Raw genomic sequence first — 24,717 nt, 5'->3', positions numbered from 1 at the left:
TGCCACTGGGCAGTGCGCCGGCAGCGGCGATCAGTCCACCCGCTCGTCTTCCTGCGGTGTCCAGCTCGCGGAGCAGGGCTCGAAGGTCTTCTGGAATCGACGGCACAAGACTTCTAGCGGTTGCGCCATCCGGAAAGGTCGTGTCTTGCCAAAGGTGGCAGAGCATCTTCAGCAGATGTGATTTGCCGCTCCCGAAGAACCCGCTGACCCATGCACCGCGTTGGCTGGTCTTTCCGATATTGTCGAGGAAGGAGCGGATTATCTTTTGTACGCCCTCCGCGTATTGCCCTTCGCAGACGAATGTCTCGAGTTCACCCCGTAGCTCGGATTGGGTGCGTTCGTTTCGGCTGTCCGAAATCCGTGCCTGACCCTGGTTTACCAGCGGGTGAGAGGCCGGATCGCGTTGTAAGGTGTCTCTGATTTTCATGTCGTTCCTCCTTCGCCGTGCAACGTGATCGGCACGGCGAGGTAATTCCAACCGTCGCGCGCATCGAGTAGCCGGTAGTTGCTACGTTCGAACTGACCTGGGAAAAATACGACGAGGCGTCCCCGAATATCGGCCTCTACGATCTTCAGTACTTGAGAAATTCGAGCGAATCCGAACAGGGAGCCGACGCCCAGAACGGCGACAACCGTATTGGAGGTGACATCGGAACTCTGGAGTTCAGCCTGGAGGCGTTCCGCCACGAACTCGGGAAACTCTGCGTCGAGTTTTAGCTGAAGATCCTCCGGCGATCGGAAGTATTCGTCGCGATAGTCGTCGGCAGCCATCCACTCTGCGAAGGCGCCGGAAAGGTCGATTTGACGCCAATCGTGCCCCGTCTCGTGGGTGGCCATTTCAAATGCGGGGAGGCGTGCGCGCAGGGTGCGTTCAAGCTCTTTGTCGTACACCACCATCACCACGCGCTGGGCGCCGGCGACTGTGCGCTGCCACGGGGTTGCAATATGACGTCCATAGCGCTCGGCGAGATCTTCGATGCGGGCCATGATCAAGCCCTCACTGCGTAAGGATCGAGGCGCGACAAATTGAGCTCGACAACATCACCGGCCATTCGCAAGTCGAGCAAACCAGACCGCTTCGCATCGAGTGCGAGCTCGCGTGCCTGAGACGGGTCGCAGTCGAGCACACTTAACCACCCGCACGAGAAGATTTCGGCGCCGCGGAAGCCGGCGGCCTGGGCGAGATAGATGGCGAAAGTCACTGCGGTCGGTGATGGCGTCACCATCCGCCGCTTCTTGAATGTTCGACCTTCCAGGTGGCCCGATTGCGCCCAAGTGCTCGCCGCGTTGCGGCACACCTTTTCTAGCGTGCTGTCGTTCAGTCGGTCTCCGACGGCGGTTTGAAGGGCGCCCTTCAGTGCGTCACGCTGAAGCTCGGAATTGACGGGCATAGCGACGATGGCTGGGCAAGTCGCTGCCAGTAGCGGGTCCCTGGCGATTGCCGCCAGAAGGGCGAGAAGCGGTCGGCCGTCAGGGCCTATGTCCCAAAGCCTGCGGAGGACCCGGAACAAGGGGATCATAGGATCCAGGCCATAGAGTTCGCCGAGCCTTTGGTTGCTGAGTCTGCGCGTAGCTGCGGTTGGCTTTGACAGGCAGTTGCCATCGACGATCGCAGCCGCGTAGTCGGCTCGCCGAGCGTCCTGATTTGTCGCTTCCAGCACGCGGCTGAGTTCCTGCATCATCATTGTCCGGCTGGTGTGCGTTCCCTTCGCTCCGAACCGAAAGCCGAGCGTCTCTGCTTCCCGGGTGGGTCCTGAAAACAAAGAAAAACCTCCAGTCCATTCCATCCAACACCTGTTCGCCGGCAAACTTGCCGGCGTAAACTGAACGATATTGACTCACTCGTCAACTCGTATTAGTGATTGTTGTGCCGGCAAGTTTGCCGGCGACGCGTGGAGCTAGCGCGTACGTGCCGAACGAAGGGACCTCTGGTTATGACGAAAGCCGGAACGATCCTTCAGCTCTCTGTCAACCTGCTGACCACGATGTGGGACCTTCGGGTTGATACCTGTCGATGACCTGTAGCGGGACGATAAAATTACTCCGTTCCGTATGGAACGACTGGCCAAGAAAAGGGCCGTGACCGAGGTTGGGGGGAGCATGGATAAGAAGCACTTTTATCGCGTGGGCAACCATTCAGGCGCCTGGGACGATCTGCCGACAGATCCCGACGAACTGGACTCGCTGACTAGCAGTGCCCGAAAGCACATCGAGCCATGGCTTTCCGCTGTTTTCCAGGCAGAGCACCTCAATCTGCTGCTCGGCAGCGGCTTCACCACGGCGGTCGGTTACCTTGCGGGTGTAGGGGCGACCGGAATGGCCAAAGTTACATTTGGCACGACGTATGACGCCGCCATCGATGCGCACGCCCAGGCCGGAGCGACGGCCATGAAAAGAGGCGCGGCAAACATTGAAGATCAGTTTCGAAGTGCGCTTGCTCTGCTTGAGGGCCTTGGTGTCATCGATAAGGCAGCAGAGAAAACCCTCAAGGACGGCATAGACACTCAGATGTCCGGCTTCCTCACCTCGTTGTTGAAGACGGAAAGCGGGATTGTTGCCGGAAAGGATCCGTCATCGAAAGATGCTGCCCAAGGCGCTTTGCAATCATTCCTGCTGAGTTTTGCGAGCCGCGCTGCATCCCGCGAACGTTTGCACGTCTTCACAACCAACTACGACCGCCTGATCGAACATGGTTGCGATTTTGCGGGTCTTCGGATCATCGACAGATTCGTCGGGGCGCTGAATCCGGTCTTCCGTGCGTCGCGCGTTGAAGTTGATGTCCACTACAATCCGCCCGGCATTCGGGGAGAGCCGCGGTTCATGGAGGGCGTCATTCGCCTGACTAAGCTCCACGGCTCACTGGATTGGTTTTTTGATAAGGACGAGCGGCGAATCTATCGCAAGGGAATCCCATTCGGAGCGCCTGCGGATCATACCGACATTCCCAAAAAACCCGTCGATACGGTCATGATCTATCCCAATCCCGCGAAGGATGTCGAAACAACGCAATATCCTTATGCCGAGCTCTTTCGCGATTTTGCGGCCGCAGCTTGCCGACCTAACGCCGTTGTCGTGACCTACGGTTATGGCTTCGGCGACGATCACGTGAATCGAGTGCTGCTCGATATGCTCACGATCCCGTCTACCCATTTGGTGATCATGGCCTACTCGGCTGACGATCGCCTCAAAGCATTTGTTGAAAAGACGCGCGATGCGCAGGTCTCGTTGCTAATTGGGCCGCATTTCTCGGATCTTGCAACGTTGGTTGGAAACTACCTGCCTAAACCGGCGCTCGACTACATATCGGGCCGAATGACAGAATTGTTGAAGCATCGTCCAGGCGATCCGAAAGCCAGCGATCCGCCTGCGGCACCGCCTCCTGCACCACCTACAGCTGGCGCGGTGTGAGGCGATTATGACAACTCCAGTCGAACGATTGTCAGGTCTCGTTGTCGGTGTCGTCGAGTCGGTTGCGCCCGACGACGTGCGGGTGCTCCTCGAGCTGGATGCGCCGCACTCCACCGCGTTGAATACCGGCGTGCCAGCCGGGTTTCCACGTCTGAACGGATACGTGCTTATCCCTAACGAAGCTGGTGCGACGGTTGCCTATATCACTTGGATTGGCATCGAGCGCTCTCCCTATCCGAAGCGTGCCGGTCTTAAAGACTTCGGGCTGATCGATCTGCCATTTCCGCTGCGAAAAATGTCGCTATCCCCAGTCGGAACGCTCACGTTCCGGCGCGACCGCAACTCGGGAACGACCAAATACGAACTCGCCCGCGGCGTCGTGGCATTTCCGTCGGTCGGGGACCAGGTCTTAATACCGACGTCGGCACAGGTCGAAGCCATTGTCGGAGCGCGAGCCGACGACAAGAGAGTTAGGATTGGCTCGTCGCCAATGGCAGCAAATGCGGCGATCATGGTGGACCCAGATAAGTTGTTTGGGCGCCACCTCGCCGTCTTGGGCAACACCGGCAGTGGAAAATCCTGCACGGTTGCTGGACTCATCCGATGGTCGATGGAAGCGGCCACCAAGGCAATTGGTGACTCGACCAAAGTGCCGAATATGCGTTTCATCGTACTAGATCCCAATGGTGAATACGCTCGGGCGTTTGCCGATGTGCCGGACCGAGTGCGTGTCTTCAAGCCTGGAGACGAGCACAACCCACTAACGCTGCCGGCGTGGATGTGGAACAGCCATGAATGGGGTGCGGTCACTCAAGCCCAGCCAGGAGCGCAACGACCTCTGCTTATGCAAGCTCTGCGAAATTTGCGTGCAGGCCGAGCACTCCGGGAGCCCATCCATGTTGGTATAGTCCGGCAAGTCCGTCTCTATAGATCTCGGGTTTTGGCATATATCGCCGATGGGACGGGCGCGTCTTACACGGATTATGTTGGGTTGCTCGGCTGCTGCCAAGCGTACAAGAACCTGTCGGAGGTGATGCGGGACTTTCACGGGCGCGTCCCGGCCGCAGATTTGGTAAGCGCGCATCTTGATACTCTGGCGATCGCCGCAAAGGCTTTCTTCGACGCACACGCGGTTTGGAATAATCAAAACCAACGCTTCTATTACAACGCTCCAAACGCTGCGGAATTCGGCGCCTTTCTTCCGTTATTTGATCTTATCGAGCAAGCTCTGCCGCCGGTAGCCGCTGAAGAAGAAATCAGCGAAGATGCCCCCTCGCCATTTGATGTTCGGCAAATTGCCGACCATGTCGATGCCCTTTCGGCGGACACGTCTGCAAACCCAAACGTGGCGAACTTTATCGCTACGCTAACATTGCGAATTCGCTCGATGCTTGCCGATCGACAGCTCGCGCAAGTGATAGCGCCCGAGAACCCGCCGACTCTGGAGAGTTGGCTCTCGGGAATGCTCGGAAATGCTAACGCTGAAAGCGGTCAAGTCGCGATTGTGGATCTGTCGCTGGTGCCCTCGGAAACCACTCACATCGTAATTGCTGTCCTCGCGAGACTGGTTTTTGAGGCATCTCAGAGATATCGAAAGCAACATGCTCAGGGTAAAGCACTACCGACAGTTTTAGTTCTCGAAGAGGCGCACACGTTCGTGCGCGGCGGAGGCGGTGGGGAGGACGCAAATATCGTTTCAGCGTCCCGGCTCTGCCGCGAAGCGTTCGAGCGGGTCGCTCGCGAAGGTCGAAAATTTGGACTGGGCTTAGTCCTGTCGTCGCAGCGACCGTCGGAACTTTCTCCAACGGTTCTCGCGCAGTGCAACACGTTTCTGTTGCATCGAATCGTCAATGACTCCGACCAGAACCTCGTAGCCCGTCTCGTCCCAGACAGCGTCGGGGGACTGCTACGCGAACTGCCCAGTCTTCCGTCCCGCCAAGCAGTTCTTTTGGGCTGGGCAGCGCCGATCCCGGTGCTGGTCGAAGTCGATGAATTGCCCGACGCGCAGCGACCGCAGTCGGCGGATCCGGATTTCTGGAAGGTGTGGACGCTGGCCGAAGAGCGTGGCGTCGATTGGGGGGCAATCTCGAAAGAATGGTCGGGCGCTCCTCCGGTGCGAGAGCCGGAGGAAGAATGATCCGTATTCTGCACACGGCTGATTGGCATATCGGTCAAACTTTGCGGGGGTTCTCTCGGGAGCACGAGCACCGCAAGGTGTTTGAGCGGCTCGAAGAGATCGTTGTGGAGCGGGATGTCGATGCCCTCGTTATTGCCGGCGACGTGTTTGATAGCCAAAATCCCTCCGGGGAAGCACAACAGCTCTTCTACAATACGCTCGTGCGGCTGAGCCGCGCGCATCCGCGCATGGCTATGGTGATCGCTGCCGGCAACCACGATACCGCTGGTCGGTTGGAAGCGCCGCGGCCTCTCTTGGAAGCATTCAACATCCGCGTCGTAGGCAATGTTCGGCGGCGTGAAGGGCGGGTCGAGGCTGCACGCCATCTCGTTCCTATCGCTGACGCTAGCGGTGCGGTAGCTGCTCATATGGTTGCGGTCTCCTACCCAACCGCAGCGTGCCTTCCGAATTTGACGAGGCTAGACGGTGAAGCCGGCTCGCCCGTCATCGCCGGCGTGCGAAGCCTCTATGCCGAATTGGTCGATACATTACGGGGACCGATGGATGGTCTACCGTTCGTCCTAACGGGACATCTTCATGTCGCAGGCGGAATCGAATCGGAAGGCGCAGAACGCCGAATACTGGTCGGTGGCCAGCATGCCGTGCCACATGACGTGTTCCCGGCTGAAGCGAGTTACGTGGCACTTGGCCACTTGCATAAGGCTCAGGCTATCGGTCGTGATACCGTCCGTTATTCTGGTTCACTGATCCCTTTGTCGGCGACGGAGATGCCTTATGCGCATGGGGTCACTCTTGTGAGCCTCGACGGTGCAAGGGTTGTATCCGAACATATCTCGATCGACCGACCAGTTCCCTTCGTCCGCCTTCCTGAGGCGGGTGATATGCGCTTGAGCGAATTTGGCGATCATCTCACAGCAATGGATCTCTCATCGGACCTACCATTTCATGAGCGGCCATTCGTCCAGGTGAGGCTTGCGCGCGAAGGATTGTCGCCTGGGTTCAGAGAGGAAATCGACCGCATCGCAGAGAGCTTTCCGGTGCGCATCGTCGATACCCGTGTCGCGGCAATAGCCGGGGTGTTAAATGACGCAGCCCTTGCCGATTCTATGATCAGGCTGGCGGAAAGAGATCCGGAGGATTTGTTCAAGCTCGCATTTGAACGCACCTTCGGCGTGGCTCCGGACGCCACGCATTTGGATGTCTTCCACCGGGCACGGGCGGAGGCATAGCCATGCGGATCTTGGCTATCCGCGGCGAGAATCTCGCAAGTCTTGGCGCTCCCTTCGAGATCGATCTTGCCGCAGAACCTCTTGCTAGTTCCGGCCTCTTTGCCATCACTGGCGAGACCGGCGCCGGGAAGTCGACCATCCTCGACGCGCTCTGCCTCGCACTCTATGGCGAATATCCGCGCGTCTCCGTCGGTCGGCGGGAGAATGCGCCAGATCCCGGCGGGGAAGCAATTTCAATTCATGATGGCCGGGCGATCCTCCGTCGCGGCGCCGGCGGCGGATATGCCGAGGTAGATTTCGTCGGGCAGGATGGCGAACGCTACCGCGTCCGCTGGGAGGCCAACCGGGCGCGGGGGCGAGCAAATGGGCGGCTGCAGAATGAGCAGCGCTCACTGTATCGACTTGACGACGGCAGCGCGGTGGCAACTGGCAAGACTCAGGTCCGTGAGGCGGTGGAGACGAGAACAGACCTTACATTCGATCAGTTCCGACGAACGGTGCTCCTCGCGCAGGGCGAGTTCGACGCCTTCCTGCTCGCCGCCGAGAGCGAGCGTGCGGAATTGCTTGAGAAGATTACAGGTACCGAAATCTACGCAGCGATTTCAATCCGCGTTCATGATGGCACGGAGGCACGGCGAAGAATTGTCGAGCAATTGGAGCAGCGCCGAAGCGACATCGGGCTTCTTGATGATGAAGCCAGGCAGGCGCTGCTGGATGAGCAAAGTCAGCTTGCTTCAACCGTCGCTCAAAAAGGCGCAGAGCGCGATCAACACAGCGAACGGCTGGATCATTTCAAGCGGGTCGCCGCCGCTCGCGGCGATCTCGCACGGGCTGAAGCTCAGGCGGTCACAGCGCGCACCACACGCGAGGCAGCCGCCGATGAGTATCGGACGCTTGCCGAATTCGATCTCGTCGAGCCGCTTCGTCCGCTGGCGGTTGATTTGCAAAATGCACGGCGGACGGCAGCGGAGGCCAAATCCCATCTCGACGGTTTGCTTGTATCACGCGAGGAGGCACGGACGCTAGACGCGGCGTCTGCAACACAACTGGCGGACGCGACAGCCGCCAATGTGGCGGCAGAAGACGTCCTCAAGAATTTCGGTCCTCTTTGGAGCGAAGCCGAAAGGCTCGATACGGAGCTGGCCGCAGCTCGGACCGAGTTTAATGATGCGATGGGAAAATCGCAGCAAGCGGAAGCGTCACTGCGCGATAAAGCCGATGTGCTGGCCACGATTGATCAAACTTTCGGTCAGACATCAGAGTTGCATCGTACGACTGCCGCGGAATTAAAGAGTCAATCGAATCGCATTCTTCTTGCCGATCGTCTCAGCGATGCGATGGATTTGTTGGCAAAGCGGGGTGCGCTCAAACAAGACCACGCTGCAGCCACGTCAGAGGTCGTTGAAGCGGAAGAAACAGCTACGCGGTTGCAAGGTGAAATAGCCGGGCTGTCAGAAAAGCTCACTGAGGATCGTGGACGAAGAGATGGCCTCAGTCGCGATATCGGTGATCATCGAGGCGGTCTCGCCGGCATCGACGAGGCGGCGCTCCACGAACGGGATATCAATCTGCAACGCGCGGTTGAGACTCTGCGTGAGGCAGGCACCGTCTGTGAACAGCACGTTCGGGCGTCGCAAGATCTAACACGCCGGGAATCGGAACATACGCTAGCGACGCAGGAGGTAAGCACGGCGAAAAGCCGGATCGTTGAAGCCGAAGCCGACCAACTCCGCGAGCGGACTGCGCGTGCGGAAATTGTTCCAATCGCAGAACTTGCCGATAAGGCGATCTCATCTGAGGCCATCCATCTGCGGAGCCTGCTGGCTCCAGATTTAGCCTGTCCAGTGTGCGGCAGCACTGACCATCCCCATCTTGCACACCCGAGCGCGCTGAACGAAATAGCGACTAGGCTTCGCCGCCGGCGCGAAGAACTTGACACGTTGCTGACTGCGACGGGACAGCGTTTGGATGCTGCCACACGCGCGCTCTCCGCCGGAGAGGCGCGCCAGGCTGAGACCATTCGCGGAATCGATGTGGCGCGGGGACAAGTTTTGGCCGCCAAGAGCGCTTATGGCGAACAGTGGCCGTTGTTGAACGATCTCTGCACGAAGGCTCAGATTACGGGGAGCGTACCTCCCATTCTCGACGACCAGACTGCGTCAAAACTGGCGGCCCTCATCTCAGTCGCGATCGCGGAGCGGCTAGCCATTGCGTCTCCGCTCGCAGACGCCCGGCGTCTTCGGACAGAGATCGACAGTTTGCAGCGGGAGCATGACGCGCTCGGTGCGGCGATCGAGACGATTACGCGGTCTATTGACCAAAGGCGTCCTGATTTCCACGCTGCGCAATTGAAGGCAGCTGAGTACACGATCCAGGTGGCAGGCCTTGCTGAGCGCCTCATTTCCATTTGCCGTGAAATCACGCCGTTTCTTGCTGCTGCTGGTCTGGCCGTCGATGACCTCGATGTCGATCCCACCGGTGTTTGCGTTACGCTGTCGACAGTCGCGACGGAGTATGCCGGCCTCCGCGAGCAGGTTGGCGAACTTGAAATGACGCTCCAGCGTCTGGCGCCCGAGCGTGCGGCGGCGGGCGCCTCGCTGGAGCACGCGCAGGCGCAGGTGACGGCGACGGCACTTCTTCTCGATCAACGTCGCATGGCCGAGGGAGAGAAGGCGCGCGCCAGAGCTGAACTTCTCGATGGCGAGGCGACAGCGAGCCACCGGACACGGATCAATGAGGCTTGCCGGACCACCCGTGAGGTGCTCGCTCGTGGGCGCGAGACGAAATCAGCCAGCGATGCAGCGTTCCAGGCGGCCGGCGCTCGTTGCGACGAGGCCGGCGCTGGATTGGAGGCCGCCAACGGCCGTAACGCGTTAGCCGAAGAGGCATTCAACGCGGCTTGCCTGGATATTGCTCGCTCGTCGGTTCAGGTTGCCGACCTGATCGCAACCGACCCAGCATTGAGCAGAGCGTTACGGGACCGAATTCAGGAGATCGACCGATGCGTGAACGATGCCGGCACCGCAGTGCTAACGCGCCAGAATGACTTACACCGGGCGTTGGAAGGGTTCGATGAGACCACTGATGCCGAGGCGTTGGCCGCAGTCATCGCGGCGTTGGCAACTGAAATTGGGGACTTGCAACAACGGACAGGTGTACTTACCGCTGCGCTCTCGCGAGACGACGAGGCCCGCCGCGCCGCCGCAAACCTATCTGCGGAAATCGACACTACGAAAGCAGAACTCGTAATTTGGCAGGCAGTCGACGATGCCGTCGGCTCGGGCAGCGGTGATCGTTTCCGTCGCTTTGTGCAGGGCATCACGCTCGACCACATGGTGCAATTGGCGAATGATCACCTCCATGCATTGACCCCCCGCTACAGGCTCGCGCGGGGGGCCGCGTCCGATCTCACGCTGCACATCATTGATCGCGACATGGGCGACGAGGTCCGCGGGACCCGAAGCCTGTCAGGCGGTGAGCGTTTCCTGGTCTCCCTTGCGCTGGCGTTGGCTCTGTCGGGTCTCGAAGGCCGATCGTCCTTTGTCGACACGCTGTTTATCGATGAAGGCTTTGGATCGCTTGATGCGGAGACGCTAGACTTGGCAGTAGACGCGCTGGAGACCTTGCAGGGCAGAGGTCAGAAGGTTGGCGTCATCACGCACGTCGCTGCCATGATCGAGCGGATCGCCGTGCAGGTTCGCGTAGAAAAGCGTGGCGCTGGGCGATCGGAGATTAGAGTTTCTGATGGCATGGGAGCGGCACGGCCTGTCACGAGTAGCGCGCAATAGCATCAGGAGAGGCGATCTCGGAGTGTTCAGATCGGAAGAGGGGATAGATGGAGAACGGGTGGCTCCTCTGAGCGCTGAAGTGGCATGTGACAGTAGACCGTGCTATGGGGTTGACGGTCTTTTTCCTCATGCCCTCAGCGGCGCTCGGCGAAGCAAGCCGGAAGAAATCGACCGATCGATAGCGATAGTTGTCGAAGCCGCGCAAAATTTGAATCGCGCGATTTTCTCTTTGAAATCAAAAGCGAAGAAATTTGACGGACTGGCGGTCGGCTTTAGACCGTCAGAAGAAATATTTTGCGCTTATAAAACAGCGCGTTACGATGCATTGAGAGGATCGAGTGGGAATAACACGGCGGCTGCCCGGGCCTTCGGCTCAATCCTGAGCGATGTTTTGGCTGGTGAGTGCAATGTGACGCGGAAACTCCCGCGACGCGTTGCAAGCGTCAGCCACGCGCCAGAATTACGTCGCATGAAAGTGCGCGTGCTGTCGGGGAGAAGCGATTTCGATGAAAGTTGACTTAGCAGGAACTAACAGCTTGTACGCTAGCCAGCGCCTCCAGGATCGGATGGGCGATCGCTTGGCGGTGCCGTTCTCAGCCGCAATGGCCTCGGCCCAGGCGGATGGCGGCAAGCAAACGGACTTTTCCAGCATGACCCGCCAAGAGATGCGCGATTGGGTCAATGATCAAATCCGTAGCGGGAATATGACGCTCGATGACAGCACCCCGTTCGTGACGATGACAATGAAAATGCCGGTGGGTGGGTTCGCCGAGGTGGACGCCGCGACCGATGGCGAGAGGATCGATTTCACGCAAAGAGCGCGGTCCGGTATCGAAGACGCACGATCGCGCAATGATGACGTGACGGCGAAGTTGCTGGAGTCGGTTTTGCAGATCATGCAGCGGTAATCAGGCTGGACCATCAGAGTCGATGTTCGCGCCGAGAAGCGCAAGGGTCGGTTTCCCGGCCGTGCAGCTTAATTTCGCAATATGTCATATCGTTCTGTTTCATCGAATGATACGACATATATTATGAATTGGATCGATTGATCTGATTTCCGTTATTTTAGAGGCGCTTCATAGGAAGGGCCTCAGCATGACGGATACCGACACGCGGATCGCCGCGCAGACCAAGACTATTCCGGCGGTGGCCGGCGGTTGGGATCTGGTTGAGATCTGGCCCGGGCTTCTGCTGACGGCGGTGATCGCGGCGCTGTCTTTCGGCCTCCGCGACCTGCCGGGCGTGGCGATCCTCAGTCCGATGATCCTCTCCATCCTCATCGGGATCGTTCTTCACAATTCCATCGGTACACCGAGGCTCGCCAAGCCCGGCGTTACCTTTTGCGTGCGCCGAGTGCTGCGCTTTGCGATCATTCTTCTCGGGTTGCAACTGACGGCCGCGCAGATCGCCGAGGTCGGGGCGGGCGGCATTGTGATCATCGCGGCGACGCTGGTCGCGACGTTTTTATTCACGATTTGGTTCGGGCGGATGATCGGCGTCGATCGCAAGCTTTCGCAGCTGATCGCCGCCGGGACGTCGATCTGTGGCGCCTCGGCGGTGATCGCCACCAACACCGTCACCGATGCGCATGACGAGGACGTCGCTTATGCGGTGGCGTGCGTCACGGTGTTCGGTTCGATCGCGATGTTCGTTTATCCGCTGTTTCCGGGTCTGCTGCATCTCGATGCTCACGCCTACGGACTGTGGGCGGGCGCGTCGATCCACGAGATCGCACAGGTGATGGCGGCGGCCTATCAGGACGGCCAGCAGGCAGGCGATGCAGGGGCGATTGCAAAGCTCTCGCGGGTCGCGATGCTGGCGCCTGTCGTCATCGTGCTCGGCGTTCTTGCTACGCGGCGCACGGAGGCCGGGGATCGCACGCGTCCGGCCGCCAAGCCGCCGATGCCTTGGTTCGTGCTTGGCTTCATCGCGCTCGTCGGCGTCAATAGCGTCATTACGGTTCCGCCGGATGCGAAGGCGGCGATTATCCTGGTAACGACGTTTCTGATGTCGATGGCGCTTGCGGCAATGGGGCTGGAAACCGATGTGGCCAAGCTCAGGGCAAAAGGCATTCGCCCCTTGATTTTAGGGTTTGTTGCCTTTCTTTTTGTGGCGATATTCAGCTTGAGCCTTATCGAGACGATGGGCTGAGCCGCCCGAGAGACAAAGCATGACGCTGGAGCAGCTTCGCATCTTCGTTGCCGTTGCCGAGCGTGAGCACGTGACCCAGGCCGCCAAGCAGCTGAACCTGACCCAATCGGCAACGAGCGCTGCCGTGTCGGCGCTCGAAGCGCGCTACGCGACCAGGCTTTTCGACCGCGTCGGCCGCCGCATCGCGCTGACCCAGGCCGGGAAGCTTTTTCTCGTCGAGGCCAAGGCGGTGCTCGCGCGTGTCGCGGCGGCGGAAAAAGTTCTCGCCGATCTCGCGGGGCTGGAGCGCGGCTCGCTGTCGATCGGCGCAAGCCAGACGGCTGGAAACTACTGGCTGCCGGAAATCATCCATCGATACCAATCGCGCTTTCCCGGTATTTCTGTTGCGCTCAAGATTGGTAACACGGAAACGGTTGCGGCCGACGTCGAGGATGGCAGCGCCGATCTCGGATTTATCGAAGGCGGGATCGATAATCCGGTTTTGTCCGTCACGCCGGTTGCCGACGACGAAATGGTTCTTGTCGTTGCGCCGGGCCACCCGTTGGCAAAACGGCCGGCGCACCCGCTGGCGCAGATAGCGCAGGCGCGCTGGATCGTGCGCGAAGCGGGCTCGGGAACGCGCGCCATCCTGGAATCGGCCGTGGCAAAACTCGGCATTGATCCCAAATCTCTCGACATCGCGATCGAGCTTCCGTCGAATGAAGCCGTTCGAGGCGCGGTTGTCGCCGGTAGCGGCATCACAATTCTTTCGCGGCTCGTGGTTGCCGCGCCGCTCAAGGCGAAAACGCTCGTCGCCCTCGATCTCCAGCTTCCCGAGCGCAAGTTCTTCGCGCTTCGCCACAAGGAGCGGTATTTCACGCGCGCCGAGCGAGAGTTCATCAACGTCGCGATGGATATGCCTTCCGAAGGCGCGGCTAGAAATTCATCCAAGAGGCGCAGTTAGCGCTCTTGCGTTATGACCGCGGCCACTTCCGCGCCGCTCGCGTCGCGGGGCAATGCAAAGAAGTCGGCATCTTTTTCAAGCGCGCGCTCGAGCTGCGCCTGGAACAGACCGCGGTCCAGCTCGACGGTTCCGAACTGGCGCAGATGCTCGGTCACGAACTGCGTGTCGAGAAGGGTGAAGCCGCCCTTGATCAGCCGCGCGGTCAGGTGAACCAGTGCGATCTTCGATGCGTCGCGCTCGGTCGAGAACATGCTTTCGCCGAAGAACGCGCTTTTGAGCGCTACGCCGTAAAGTCCGCCGACGATCTGGTCGCCGTGCCAAACCTCGACCGTATGACAGGCTCCGAGATCGAAAAGCTCGCGATATAAAGCGCGAATGCGGGTGTTGATCCAGGTCGACATGCGTCCGGCGCGCGGAGCGGCACATCCGTCGATGACGCGTTCGTAATCGTTATCGACCTTCACCTGGAATTCAGTCGTGCGGACCGTGCGCAGAAGCCGGCGGGGGACGTGAAAGTTATCGAGCGGCAGCACGCCGCGATGCTGCGGCTCGATCCAATAGAGTGCGGGGTCATCCGCGCTCTCGGCCATCGGGAAAATGCCACAGCTGTAGGCCTTCAGGAGAACCTGCGGAGTAATCTCGAACATTGGATCGTCACGCGACGCCATGCCGGTACTTGCCAAGCGAACTCTTAAGCGCGTGCGGAACAAGTCGCGCAGAGGCAAAGTCTACTTCATCCCCAAGTGTTTTTCGAGCCAATGAATATCGTAGACGCCATCGGCGATATCGGGGTCTTTCACGAGATCCTGGAACAGCGGGATCGTCGTTTCAATGCCATCGATCACGAATTCCGACAAGGCGCGCCGCAGCCGCATCAGGCAATCGTTACGCGACTTGCCGTAGATGATGAGCTTGCCGATCAAGCTGTCGTAATAGGGCGGAATCCGGTAGCCCTGATAAACGCCGCTGTCGACCCTGACGCCGAGGCCGCCGGGCGGATGCCAATAGGTGATCTGACCGGGTGAAGGTCGAAAATCGCGAGGATTTTCGGCGCAGATCCGGCATTCGATCGCGTGACCTTTGATCTGGATGTCGTCCTGCGTGAAGCTTAACGGCAATCCTGCCGCCACGCGGATCTGCTCGAGCACGAGATCGATGCCGGTGACCATTTCCGTGACGGGATGCTCAACCTGCAAGCGCGTATTCATTTCGATGAAGTAGAATTCGCCGTCCTCGAACAGGAACTCAACCGTTCCGGCGCCACGATACTTGAGCTTGCGCATCGCGTCGGCGACGGTCTTGCCGATCTTCTGGCGCTGCGCCGCGTTGAGCGCGGGCGAGGGGCTTTCTTCCAGAACCTTCTGGTGGCGCCGCTGCAACGAGCAATCGCGCTCGCCGAGGTGCACGGCGTTGCCCTTGCCGTCGCCGAAGACCTGAATTTCGATATGGCGCGGCTTTTGAAGATACTTCTCGATGTAGACGGCGTCGTCGTTGAAGGCGGCCTTGGCTTCGGAGCGTGCGGTCGAGAGTGCGGTTCCGAGGTCGGCGGCCGATGTCGCGACCTTCATGCCGCGTCCGCCGCCGCCGGCTGCCGCCTTGATCAGGACAGGAAATCCCATCTCCTTGGCGACCTTCATCGCCTCGGTTTCGCTGGTCACGGCGCCGCTCGAACCCGGAACCACGGGAATGCCGAGCCGTTTCGCGGTTTCCTTGGCTTCGATCTTGTCGCCCATGATCCGGATGTGCTCGGACGTCGGGCCGATGAATGTGATCTTGTGCTCTTCGAGGATTTCCGCGAACCGCGCATTTTCCGACAAGAAGCCGTAGCCCGGATGCACGGCGTCGGCGCCGGTGATTTCGCAGGCCGTCACGAGCGCGGGAATGTTCAGATAGCTTTCGCGAGCCGCTGGCGGGCCGATGCAGACGCTTTCATCGGCAAGGCGCACGTGCATCGCATCGGCGTCGGCGGTCGAATGAACCGCGACCGTCGCTATGCCGAGTTCCCGGCACGCGCGCTGAATGCGTAAGGCGATTTCCCCTCGATTGGCGATCAAGATCTTATCGAACATTTGTTCTCCAGCGTCCTTGCCCGTGCGATGCACGCGCAGCGCTTCATTCAATGATGATCAGGGGTTCGCCATATTCGACGGGCTGCGCGTTTTCGAAAAGGATCGCCTTGACGGTTCCAGAGCGCGGCGCGGGGATCTGGTTCATCGTCTTCATGGCTTCGATGATGAGAAGCGTGTCGCCCTGTTTCACCTTGCTGCCGACTTCGCAGAACATCGGCGCACCAGGTTCGGGCGAACGATAGGCGGTGCCGACCATCGGCGATTTGACGGCGCCGGGATGCTTCGAAAGATCGCCGGGTCCCGTCGCCTGCTTCGGCGCGTCCGCCGCCGCGGGTGCCGCAGGAGCAGCGGGCGCGGCGAAAGCCTGCAGCGGTGCCGCATTGATCGAAATTTTCTTCGCGACCCGGATTTTGAGCCCGCTCTTCTCGATCTCGATCTCGGTGAGGCCGGTATCGTTCAAGAGCTCGGCAAGCTCACGGATCATCTGACTTTCGGCGCTCCCACTTTTGGGGCCCTGGTCTTTTGCGGTCATCAGTCCTCTGTCCTCGAGGTTATCCGTTTGCGTCCGACTTATAGACTACGTGTCTACGTGCCCGTCACGCCTTGCGGGTCGCCAGAATGTTCGCCATAGCGTCGATGGCCAGTTCGTAACCCTTGCCGCCGAGGCCGCAGATGACGCCCGTTGCCGCAAGGGAAACGTAAGAGTGCTGACGAAACTGGTCTCGACGAAAGATATTCGACAGGTGAACCTCGATCACCGGCAGCTCGGCGGCCTGTAGTGCGTCAAGGATCGCGACCGACGTGTGGGTATAGGCGCCGGCATTGATGATAATGCCCTTGGCCTTGCCGCGCGCCTCCTGCACCCAGTTCACCAGCTCGCCCTCGACGTTCGACTGGCGGAAGTCGATCGCCAGCCCGTGCGCGGCGGCGGTTTTCTCGGTGCGTGCGCGGAGATCGTCGAGCGTTTCGCTGCCGTAGATCGCCGGCTCGCGGACGCCGAGCAAATTGAGATTGGGGCCGTTCAGGACGTAGATACGATTGGTCATGATTTAGGGGTTGCTCAAGCGCCGGGCGGTGCCCAAGCCAATTGCGGAGCCCAGGGTCTACCAGTTTTCCCGGCGAGCGCAAAGTATGGCTCAGGCCCCGTAAATCCGGGGCCTGAAAGATTAACAATTTTTGCGGCCCAACGGGCGTCTGCCTCCGGCAACTGCCGGGTCAGCAGATCGGGCAGCCTTCCTTGCGGAACCCGGTGACAAGCGCTTCAAGCTGGTCATGCAAGTCGTCCGGAGCGCCGGGAATCGATTTGTCGCCGACCAGGAAGTGCGGGGTGCCGTTGATGCCCATTTTCTTGGCGAGAAGCACATCGTCGCGAAGCTCGTTTTTCACGTCGTCGCTCGCCATGTCGGCTTTGACCTTGGCGATGTCGACGCCGAGCGACGCGGCGATCTTGAGGGCAGAAGCTTCATCAGCATGGCCCTTCGCGGCGAGCATCGCCTGATGGAATTCCCAGTATTTGCCCTGCCGCTTCACCGCGAGCGCGATGCGCGCTGCTTCCTCCGAGCCTTTCGACAGGATCGGCAGTTCCTTGAAGACGAAGCGGACCTTCTTGTCGTCCTGAAGCAGCTTCTGAACTTCGGGGAGACCGCGTTTGCAGTAGCCGCAGTTGTAATCGAAGAATTCGACGACGGTGATGTCGCCGTTGGCGTCGCCAGCGACGGAGCTGCCGGGGCTACGGAAGATCGATTTGGCATTCTCCGCCATGAAGGACTTGAGCTTGGAGTCCTGGTCCTTCTGCATTTTTTCGTCGAGCGCGGTTTGCACGTCGACCATGATCTCGGGGTTCTTGATGAGATAATCCTTGATAATCTCACCGAGCGCTTTCTTTTGTTCGTCGGAGAACGTCGCGCCACCTGCGGTTGGGGCGATGGTTTCAGCGTGTGCGCGAGGGCTGACCAGTCTGTCGATGGTGCCAGCCGCGAAGGGCAGGGCCAGCGCCGCAGCAATCGCGGTCATCGCGACGGCCGCCTTGCGACCGGCCGATCCGGAACCGGCGATGTTTCGGACGATGTTCTTTACGATCATGGATATTGTCTCGCTCATTGGGCTGGGACGGCTCATGTCTCAGGCTTGTAGTTGATGATGTCGTCGTTCTTTAACCATTCAGGCGATCCGGCGCGCAGGCGGGGCTGGGCGCGTTTCGCGAAGATTTGCGCCTGCTTGACGTCGCCCTCGTAAAAGTAGGCCTGCGCCGTCATCGCGTCGGCTTCAGGCCCCTTGCCGAGTTTATAGTAAGCGTTCGCAAGCAGGCGGTAGGCCCTTCCGTTCTGGTCTGTAATCAGGGATCGGCGCAGGAGATCGATGGATTCCTTGGAGCTGTTGCCGTCGTTGCCGCCTTGCAGAGCGTTGGCGAGTTCGACCTCTATCAATGGGCTTGCAGGCGCCAGTTTCAAGGCCTGTTGCAGTTGCGAAACGGCGTTACTCTTTTTTCCCGCCCGCATGAAGACGTCGGCCTTCAGCTCATAGAAATACGGATAGTCGGGGTTTTCCGCGATCAGTCCATCGATCTGCTTGACCGAGTTTTCGAGCGCGCCGGGGCCGCCACGGAAGAATGTTGCGATGGCGCGCGCATAGCGCGCCGGTAACGATTTGTCGCTCTCGGGATAGCGGCTGAACACGGCGACCGGCGTTTCGAGATAACCAGAAAGCTTGGCGCGCATCAGGTCGTGACGCAGCTGCAAGGACGGCGGATCTTTCTGCTGCGCGTAAGGACTGGCGCCGACGAGCTGGCTCAGTCGCGCTAAACGGTCGACGGAAAGCGGATGGGAGCGGATGAACGGGTCCTGCATATCCGCCGAGAGATACTCCTGCTGCTTGAACCGCTCGAAGGTATCGAGCATGCCACGCCCGGATTGCTTCGTCGCGGTAAGGTATTTCAATCCGGCCTGATCGGCCGCCGATTCCTGCGAGCGGCGCTCGGCGAGAAGGCCCTTCATGATGATATTGTTGCCGCCCTGCAGGATCGCCTGTCCGCCCTGCATGGTCTCGCGTCCACCGCTGCCGCCGGAGACGCCGCCCGCCACCATTGCGCCGAGGCCGAGAACCTGCGTCAGCAGCATGCGCGTCTGGTCTTTGGCTATGCGTGCGCGAAGGGCCGCCATGTGCCCGCCGGCGATATGGCCGCTTTCATGCGCGATCACGCCGATGACTTCGTTCGGCGTTTTGGCCTGCATCAGCGTGCCGGTATGGACGAAGACGTTGGCGCCATCGAGAACGAAGGCATTGAACGCGTCGTTGTTCACAATGCGAACGGTGACGCGGCCGCTGCCGAAACCCGCCGCCTGAAAAATCGGCTTGGCATAGTCTTGCAGCAGGGCCTCGATCTCGGCGTCGCGGATCAATGGCAGACCTTGTGCACGGGCGCGCGTGGCACCGGTCACGATGCCAGACGCGAACAGGCAAAGCGCAGCCATCATGTGGCGCGCGAATACGGCTTTGGAAAATGTGTCGCTCGTCGCGCGCATATCGCTGTGCCTCAACCTCGATGCGTGTCTCGAGACACCGTGACGCTACAGTTATTCAGCAAGCCCCGCCTGGTCAAATACGCGGCAACCTCGGTGCGTTATGATCAGTCATCATAATAGGGCACCAGAATGGCGGTTGCCCGCGTTGTGCCAAGCCTGCGATCGAGCGCAGAAAAAGGCCGCACTTTGAGGGCGGCCTTTTCTTATTTCGTTGCACGGTCAGCGTTATTCGCTGCTGAATTTCCGCTGCCACCAGCCTTTGCGCTGCGGGATCGCTGCTGCGGCCTCCGCCTCGCCGGATTGTTCGCCGGGGCCGACGACGACGCGTTCGATGCGCGGCTCACTGGATCCGGTTTCGTGACGCCGGCGCGCCGGGGCAGCTGGCGCGACGGGCGCTGCTTCTGGCACTGCCACGGCCGCAGCTACGGGCTTCGGAGTTTCTTCCGCTGCCACTACTTCCACGTCCGCAGCTATTGACTGCGGGGCGGGCTTCGCCGGCGATTGGGCAACCTGCTTTTTTGCCTCGGGTGCGGCGTCATCGGCGCCGTTGGCGGCTGACGGAACATCCCAGACGCGACGCGGACGGCGTCCGGAAGACGGTGCCTTGGCGCGCTCCGGTGTGCCGGTATCTTCGGGCTCGTTCTGCTCCGCTGGCTCGGCGGATTCGTCGGCCGCTTCGTCGTCAACATCCGTCTGTTCCGTGTCGGAAGCCGCTGCCGAGTCGGCATCGCGTCCGCGCTCGCGTCCGCGGCGTCCGCCACGGCGTCCGCGCCGGCGGCGCTTGTTGGGCTTGTCATCAGAACCGTTGGCACCCGCGGCGTCGGCGTGCGAGTCGTCATCGATGGAAGGCTGTTCGCCGAGCCCATCGATATCGAGGCCTGGCTCGTCGGAATCGGGGTGTCCTTCGTCCGGCGCGGGCTGATCGCGTTCGGAGTCGTCGTCACGCTGCTCGAGCGAATAGCTTTCGCCACGATCGTCGCCACGCTCGCGTCCGCCTCTGCCCCGGCGTCTGCGGCGACGGCTGCGGCGCTGGCCGTTTTCATCACCGTCACGGCTGCCGTTGCGCGGCTCGCGATCGATGATGTCCTCTTCGGTGTCTTCGGCTTCGCTCGATACCTCGATGTCGGACGGTGCATAGGAGGGCGCGTCGCCTTCGGCGTCGAAGCCCCAATCCATGTTGACGGCGGCGCGCTCCGTCCGGCGCACCGGAAGTGCCGAAGCTGCGCTCCGCTCGACGGTGAAGTTCGCGCCCTGAACGCGGTCGCTGCCGAGCACGGTGACCGAATATCCGTGCCGCACTTCCATATCCGCGATGTAGGCGCGCTTACTGTTCAGAATATAGAGCGCAACCGCTGGCGTTGTGGTCGCGATCAGCGGACCGTTGGCGCCGGCCGTGATCGTGTCCTCGATGCCGCGCAGGACAGCGAGCGCGACGCTCTCGGTCGAGCGGATGATACCGGTGCCCTGGCAATGAGCGCATTGCGACGTCGAGCCTTCGAGCACGCCGGTCCTGAGACGCTGGCGCGACATTTCCATCAAGCCGAAATGCGAGATGCGGCCGAGCTGGATGCGTGCCCGATCGAAGCGAAGCGCGTCCTTCAGGCGGCGTTCCACCGCGCGATTATTGCGCTTTTCCTCCATGTCGATGAAGTCGATGACGATGAGGCCTGCGAGGTCGCGAAGCTTCAACTGCCGTGCGATTTCATCGGCGGCTTCGAGGTTCGTCGCGAGCGCGGTTTCCTCGATCGAGAATTCGCGCGTCGATTTTCCGGAGTTGACGTCGATTGCGACGAGGGCTTCCGTCTGGTTGATGACGATGTAGCCGCCGGAACGCAACGTCACCTGCGGCTGGAACATCGCGTTCAGCTGACGTTCGACGCCATAGCGCGTGAACAGCGGCGTCGGCTCGCGGTAAGCCACGACGTTCTTCGTGTGGCTCGGCATCAGCATCTTCATGAAGTCGGCGGCTTCTTGATGCCCGGCGTCGCCCGCGACGACGATTTCCTCGACGTCCTTGTTATAAAGATCGCGGATCGAACGCTTGATCAGGTCGCCTTCCTCATAGACGAGGCTCGGCGCGGTCGACTGCAGCGTCAGATCGCGGACGCTTTCCCAGAGGCGCAGAAGATATTCGAAATCGCGTTTGATTTCCTGCTTCGTGCGCGCGGCGCCCGCCGTGCGGATGATGAGGCCCATGCCCTCCGGAACCTCGAGTTCCTGGGCGATGGACTTCAGACGGCGGCGATCCTGCGGATTGGTGATCTTGCGGGAAATTCCGCCGCCGCGCGCCGTGTTCGGCATCAGGACGGTGTAGCGGCCGGCGAGCGACAGATACGTGGTGAGCGCTGCGCCCTTGTTGCCGCGTTCTTCCTTCACGACCTGAACGAGGATGATCTGGCGGCGCTTGATGACTTCCTGGATCTTGTAGCTGCGCGGACGGCGGCGCTGACGCGAGCGCTGGCTGTCGCGGAATTCCGGCTGCGAACCTTCGTCGTGATGCTCAGCCGAACCGTTGTCGTTCAGGGCATCCTGGTGGCCGACGAAATCGTCGTGGCTCGACCGATGCTCGGCGAACGCGTGGTCTGGCTGTTCCTCATCGCCTTCCGTGTCCGAAGGGCCGGACTCGTCGTCCGAAGCGTCGTCATCATCGTCATCGGCGGAGATCGCGGGCTCGTCGCCGGAGTCCGTTGCGGCCGCTTCCGTCTCTTGCGGCGCGCTGGGTTCGGCGGCCTCTTCGGCAGGAAGTTCGGTGCGCACGTCCTCAACCGAGCGGCGAACCGCTGAAGCGACGACCTTGACGGTCGGCTCGCCTTCTTCCTCGCCGCCGATCTCCTCGATGTGCTCGTCTTCCTCGACGTCGACGATATGGGATGCCCCGAGCGAGGCGTCGGCGGGGGACAGGTCGCCAAAATCGTCGTCGGGAGCCACGCGGCCCGTTTCCGGATCGGAGTGACCCCGCACATTGCGACGCGCCATCGCTTCGGCGCGGCGGTCGGCGGCGGCTTCCAGTTCAGCTTCGGCGGCGGCTTCTTCGTCAAGCAGAGCCTGACGGTCGGCGACCGGGATCTGGTAATAGTCGGGATGGACTTCGTTGAAGGCGAGAAAGCCGTGGCGGTTGCCGCCGTAATCGACGAACGCCGCCTGCAGGGACGGCTCAACGCGCGTCACTTTCGCCAGATAAATGTTGCCCCGGAGCAGCTTGCGGGCAGCGCTCTCGAAATCGAACTCCTCTACCCGGCCGTTGCGTTGGACCACGACCCGAGTCTCCTCGGGGTGCGTGGCATCGATAAGCATTTTTGTATTTGACATCGATTGAATTCCTTGGCGCGCCTGGGCGGCTCGCATGCTGGACCGTCAATAACGGCGACCAATGCGAGGTTCGTGCGGCGGCGCATTTTGTTGGGAAAATGTGGGGAAGTGAGAAAAGACCAGGGCGATTGGCGCAGCATTCCACGTCCGGCGGCGCGCGTGCGGCTCACCGTGTCAGTCGCGCGGACGGTGCGGACGATTGTCCGGCCGTCGCCGTTGTGAATGCTACAAGTTGTCGTCATGGCCCGTCGCGTAGTGCCCAGCTCCGCGCCAAGAAAACGGAACGTCAGCCGGGGAATAAGTTTTGCAACGCTTATGGCGTCACGTTGATCAAATGGCCGCCCGGTTACAGTTGATATACATAACTAACCGGCAGGGGCGACCGGCTCCAAGTCATTGATCCTTGACGTTGCCATAAGGGCTTGACGCCAAAGCGCATTTTTCTGAGCGACACCGATACCCGTGCAGTCGCTCAAAGCCTGCGATCCGTGCGCGGTTGGTTACCTGTGAACGCAGAAATTTCGTTCTGCAGCAGGCCGACCAAATCACGCGGGCGCTTACCGATCTATCCCGCAGACGGGGAGTCTGCAGCGCCATCGAATATCGTGAAAGTTTACGAGGTCGCTCCCGGGCTGGCAAGTGATATAAAGCCCAAACCAAGACGCGCCCTCATTTCCGGGCTAAGTTCTATATTGTCTCTGAAAACAAAGCCTTAATGCGCCGGGGGGCGAAGGCGGGTTTGTGGCATCGGGGTAATGAGGGCATGACAGGGGTCTTAGAACATCTCTGGAACGCTCGGTTTGTAGCGGCGGCCGCGCTGGTTCTGATGCTCGTTTTGGGTGTTGGCCGGGCGCACGCCCTGCAGGATCGGGCGGTCGAGGCGACGGCGGTACGGCTGCTCGACGACGGCAAGTCGACCACGTTCGAGTTGACGATCAGCAAGGGCCTGACGGCGCAAGTCTATACGCTTGCGAACCCGTACCGGGTGGTCCTGGATCTGCCTCAGATGGACTTTCGCCTCGATGCGGCGGCAGGCAAGACGGGGCGGGGCGTCGTTTCGGCGTTTCGCTACGGGCTTTTCGCGCAGAACAAGGCGCGGGTCGTGCTCGATACCACCGGTCCCGTCGGGATCGTGTCGGCTGGCATGACGCGCGTTCCCGGAAGCAAAGCGATGAGGCTCGCCGTCGTCCTGGTTCCGATGGATGCCGCCGCCTTTGGCGCCGGAACGGGCGCGCTGCTTGCCGCAGCCGAACCCGCCGATCTCGGCTCCGACCTTGCTCCGCCGGAAAGCGCGGATCGCAAGCACAAGGATCATGCCAAGCCGGTCATCGTCATTGATCCCGGCCACGGCGGCATCGATCCGGGTGCGCTTGGGGCTAACAACGTGGCGGAAAAATCGGTCGTGCTCGCGGTCGCGCTGCAACTCAAGGCAGCGTTGCTCAAGACCCGCCGCTACGACGTCAAGATGACGCGAACCGACGATGTGTTCGTTTCGCTTGAGCGCAGGCTCAAGTTTTCCGGTGAAAACGACGCGGACCTTTTTATTTCGCTGCACGCCGATTCTATCGAGGAAAAAAGCATCGCGGATTCGATCCGGGGCGCGACTGTTTATACCCTGTCGGATAGGGCGTCCGACGAGCAGGCCCGGATCATGGCCGACAAGGAAAACGCGTCCGACCTGATCGCCGGCGTCGGGTCGGCGAAAAACGACGGCGGGGAAGAAGTCAAAAACATCCTGATCGACCTTCTGAAGCGCGAAACCTCGAATTTTTCGGCTGATTTTTCCCATGTCCTGGCCAAAAGGCTGGGGCAGGCGATCACAATGTCACGCATCCCGAGAAAATCGGCGGCTTTCAAGGTCCTGAAACAGCCCCACGCGCCATCCGTTCTTGTCGAACTCGGATACATGAGCAACAGTACGCAAGAGCAGGAAATGATGACCAGCGACTGGCAGTCGAAGGTGGCTGAGGCGATTGCTTCGGCTGTTCAGAGCTACTTCAGCAAGCGCACGGCGGCACAGCCTTAACGAATGGAAGCGCTCGACGACGTGCTGCCACATTCCCCGCTAATGTGCGATTGCGACGGGTTGTTTTTGCTGCGCCGCAGAAATAAACCAGCGCTGACACTCACCAGAAACGTAAGCCAGCGATAGACTGACGGAA

The 24,717-nt window shown here is 60.4% G+C and carries 18 protein-coding genes and 1 pseudogene; 9 read left to right on the top strand and 10 right to left on the bottom strand.

The features are described 5' to 3' along the window. The 3 genes and pseudogenes from WC026_RS11960 to WC026_RS11950 all read right to left on the bottom strand — a co-directional run. A pseudogene (locus WC026_RS11960) lies at positions 1–427 on the bottom strand (BREX system P-loop protein BrxC); the annotation flags it as partial. After that, on the bottom strand, positions 424–987 hold the full coding sequence (locus tag WC026_RS11955) for a BREX protein BrxB domain-containing protein (protein WP_372711203.1): 564 nt from the start codon (positions 985–987) through the stop codon (positions 424–426). The pseudogene WC026_RS11960 and the gene WC026_RS11955, both read right to left, overlap by 4 nt. A 2-nt stretch (positions 988–989) precedes the next feature. Continuing rightward, on the bottom strand, positions 990–1,763 hold the full coding sequence (locus WC026_RS11950; protein ID WP_372711202.1) for a hypothetical protein: 774 nt from the start codon (positions 1,761–1,763) through the stop codon (positions 990–992). 337 nt (positions 1,764–2,100) lie between these two features. Between WC026_RS11950 and WC026_RS11945 the strand changes: the two genes are divergently transcribed. The 8 genes from WC026_RS11945 to WC026_RS11910 all read left to right on the top strand — a co-directional run bounded on the left by WC026_RS11945 (position 2,101) and on the right by WC026_RS11910 (position 13,656). Beyond that, complete coding sequence (locus tag WC026_RS11945; protein WP_372711201.1) at positions 2,101–3,408, top strand: SIR2 family protein; 1,308 nt, start codon at positions 2,101–2,103, stop codon at positions 3,406–3,408. A 7-nt stretch (positions 3,409–3,415) separates the two neighbouring features. Next, entirely contained in the window at positions 3,416–5,545 is a 2,130-nt protein-coding gene (locus WC026_RS11940; RefSeq protein ID WP_372711200.1) for an ATP-binding protein, read from the top strand. Beyond that, positions 5,542–6,774 carry an exonuclease SbcCD subunit D gene (locus tag WC026_RS11935; RefSeq protein WP_372711199.1) on the top strand — a complete coding sequence of 411 codons (1,233 nt, stop codon included), beginning with the start codon at positions 5,542–5,544 and terminating at the stop codon, positions 6,772–6,774. The genes WC026_RS11940 and WC026_RS11935 overlap by 4 nt, the downstream gene beginning before the upstream one ends. A 2-nt stretch (positions 6,775–6,776) precedes the next feature. Further along, entirely contained in the window at positions 6,777–10,562 is a 3,786-nt protein-coding gene (locus WC026_RS11930) for an AAA family ATPase (RefSeq protein ID WP_372711198.1), read from the top strand. Positions 10,563–10,620: 58 nt separating this feature from the next. Continuing rightward, positions 10,621–11,079, top strand: a complete 459-nt coding sequence (locus WC026_RS11925) for a hypothetical protein (protein WP_372711197.1) — start codon at positions 10,621–10,623, stop codon at positions 11,077–11,079. A gap of 49 nt (positions 11,080–11,128) precedes the next feature. Beyond that, the gene (locus WC026_RS11920; RefSeq protein WP_372711196.1) at positions 11,129–11,470 is read left to right on the top strand and encodes a hypothetical protein; all 342 of its coding nucleotides are present in this window, start codon (positions 11,129–11,131) and stop codon (positions 11,468–11,470) included. Between the two features lie 187 nt (positions 11,471–11,657). Next, positions 11,658–12,713: a YeiH family protein gene (locus tag WC026_RS11915; protein WP_372711195.1), complete on the top strand. Its 1,056-nt coding sequence runs from the start codon at positions 11,658–11,660 to the stop codon at positions 12,711–12,713. 19 nt (positions 12,714–12,732) lie between these two features. Then, the gene (locus WC026_RS11910; RefSeq protein ID WP_372711194.1) at positions 12,733–13,656 is read left to right on the top strand and encodes a LysR family transcriptional regulator; all 924 of its coding nucleotides are present in this window, start codon (positions 12,733–12,735) and stop codon (positions 13,654–13,656) included. Here WC026_RS11910 and aat read toward each other — a convergent pair. The 7 genes from aat to WC026_RS11875 form a co-directional block, all read right to left on the bottom strand. Then, positions 13,653–14,324: a leucyl/phenylalanyl-tRNA--protein transferase gene (gene aat, locus WC026_RS11905; RefSeq protein ID WP_372711193.1), complete on the bottom strand. Its 672-nt coding sequence runs from the start codon at positions 14,322–14,324 to the stop codon at positions 13,653–13,655. The two genes, WC026_RS11910 and aat, sit on opposite strands and share 4 nt — an antisense overlap. A gap of 60 nt (positions 14,325–14,384) precedes the next feature. After that, the gene (gene accC / locus WC026_RS11900; RefSeq protein ID WP_372711192.1) at positions 14,385–15,725 is read right to left on the bottom strand and encodes an acetyl-CoA carboxylase biotin carboxylase subunit; all 1,341 of its coding nucleotides are present in this window, start codon (positions 15,723–15,725) and stop codon (positions 14,385–14,387) included. Positions 15,726–15,768: 43 nt separating this feature from the next. Continuing rightward, a complete protein-coding gene (accB, locus tag WC026_RS11895) occupies positions 15,769–16,257 on the bottom strand; it encodes an acetyl-CoA carboxylase biotin carboxyl carrier protein (RefSeq protein WP_372711191.1) in 489 nt (162 codons plus the stop codon). A 64-nt stretch (positions 16,258–16,321) separates the two neighbouring features. Beyond that, positions 16,322–16,771: a type II 3-dehydroquinate dehydratase gene (gene aroQ, locus WC026_RS11890; protein ID WP_372711189.1), complete on the bottom strand. Its 450-nt coding sequence runs from the start codon at positions 16,769–16,771 to the stop codon at positions 16,322–16,324. A gap of 169 nt (positions 16,772–16,940) precedes the next feature. After that, positions 16,941–17,807 carry a DsbA family protein gene (locus WC026_RS11885; protein WP_372711188.1) on the bottom strand — a complete coding sequence of 289 codons (867 nt, stop codon included), beginning with the start codon at positions 17,805–17,807 and terminating at the stop codon, positions 16,941–16,943. A gap of 32 nt (positions 17,808–17,839) precedes the next feature. After that, entirely contained in the window at positions 17,840–19,246 is a 1,407-nt protein-coding gene (locus WC026_RS11880) for a M48 family metalloprotease (RefSeq protein WP_372711187.1), read from the bottom strand. Between the two features lie 225 nt (positions 19,247–19,471). Further along, positions 19,472–22,555 carry an Rne/Rng family ribonuclease gene (locus WC026_RS11875; RefSeq protein ID WP_372711185.1) on the bottom strand — a complete coding sequence of 1,028 codons (3,084 nt, stop codon included), beginning with the start codon at positions 22,553–22,555 and terminating at the stop codon, positions 19,472–19,474. A 763-nt stretch (positions 22,556–23,318) separates the two neighbouring features. Here WC026_RS11875 and WC026_RS11870 point away from each other — a divergent pair. After that, on the top strand, positions 23,319–24,581 hold the full coding sequence (locus tag WC026_RS11870) for an N-acetylmuramoyl-L-alanine amidase (RefSeq protein WP_372711184.1): 1,263 nt from the start codon (positions 23,319–23,321) through the stop codon (positions 24,579–24,581). The last annotated feature ends 136 nt before the right edge of the window (positions 24,582–24,717 follow it).

The organism is Hyphomicrobium sp. (assembly GCF_041674905.1).
Classification (GTDB): domain Bacteria; phylum Pseudomonadota; class Alphaproteobacteria; order Rhizobiales; family Hyphomicrobiaceae; genus Hyphomicrobium_B.
The sequence above is the reverse complement of the archived record's forward strand: the minus strand, read 5'-3'. Positions and strand labels throughout refer to the sequence as shown.

Coding starts and splice junctions, on each gene's coding strand:
- WC026_RS11955 (WP_372711203.1), bottom strand. CDS start 987: ATGGCCCGCATCGAAGATCTCGCCGAGCGCTATGGACGTCATATTGCA.
- WC026_RS11945 (WP_372711201.1), top strand. CDS start 2,101: ATGGATAAGAAGCACTTTTATCGCGTGGGCAACCATTCAGGCGCCTGG.
- WC026_RS11940 (WP_372711200.1), top strand. CDS start 3,416: ATGACAACTCCAGTCGAACGATTGTCAGGTCTCGTTGTCGGTGTCGTC.
- WC026_RS11935 (WP_372711199.1), top strand. CDS start 5,542: ATGATCCGTATTCTGCACACGGCTGATTGGCATATCGGTCAAACTTTG.
- WC026_RS11930 (WP_372711198.1), top strand. CDS start 6,777: ATGCGGATCTTGGCTATCCGCGGCGAGAATCTCGCAAGTCTTGGCGCT.
- WC026_RS11920 (WP_372711196.1), top strand. CDS start 11,129: ATGGGCGATCGCTTGGCGGTGCCGTTCTCAGCCGCAATGGCCTCGGCC.
- WC026_RS11915 (WP_372711195.1), top strand. CDS start 11,658: ATGACGGATACCGACACGCGGATCGCCGCGCAGACCAAGACTATTCCG.
- WC026_RS11910 (WP_372711194.1), top strand. CDS start 12,733: ATGACGCTGGAGCAGCTTCGCATCTTCGTTGCCGTTGCCGAGCGTGAG.
- aat (WP_372711193.1), bottom strand. CDS start 14,324: ATGGCGTCGCGTGACGATCCAATGTTCGAGATTACTCCGCAGGTTCTC.
- accC (WP_372711192.1), bottom strand. CDS start 15,725: ATGTTCGATAAGATCTTGATCGCCAATCGAGGGGAAATCGCCTTACGC.
- accB (WP_372711191.1), bottom strand. CDS start 16,257: ATGACCGCAAAAGACCAGGGCCCCAAAAGTGGGAGCGCCGAAAGTCAG.
- aroQ (WP_372711189.1), bottom strand. CDS start 16,771: ATGACCAATCGTATCTACGTCCTGAACGGCCCCAATCTCAATTTGCTC.
- WC026_RS11885 (WP_372711188.1), bottom strand. CDS start 17,807: ATGATCGTAAAGAACATCGTCCGAAACATCGCCGGTTCCGGATCGGCC.
- WC026_RS11880 (WP_372711187.1), bottom strand. CDS start 19,246: ATGCGCGCGACGAGCGACACATTTTCCAAAGCCGTATTCGCGCGCCAC.
- WC026_RS11875 (WP_372711185.1), bottom strand. CDS start 22,555: ATGTCAAATACAAAAATGCTTATCGATGCCACGCACCCCGAGGAGACT.
- WC026_RS11870 (WP_372711184.1), top strand. CDS start 23,319: ATGACAGGGGTCTTAGAACATCTCTGGAACGCTCGGTTTGTAGCGGCG.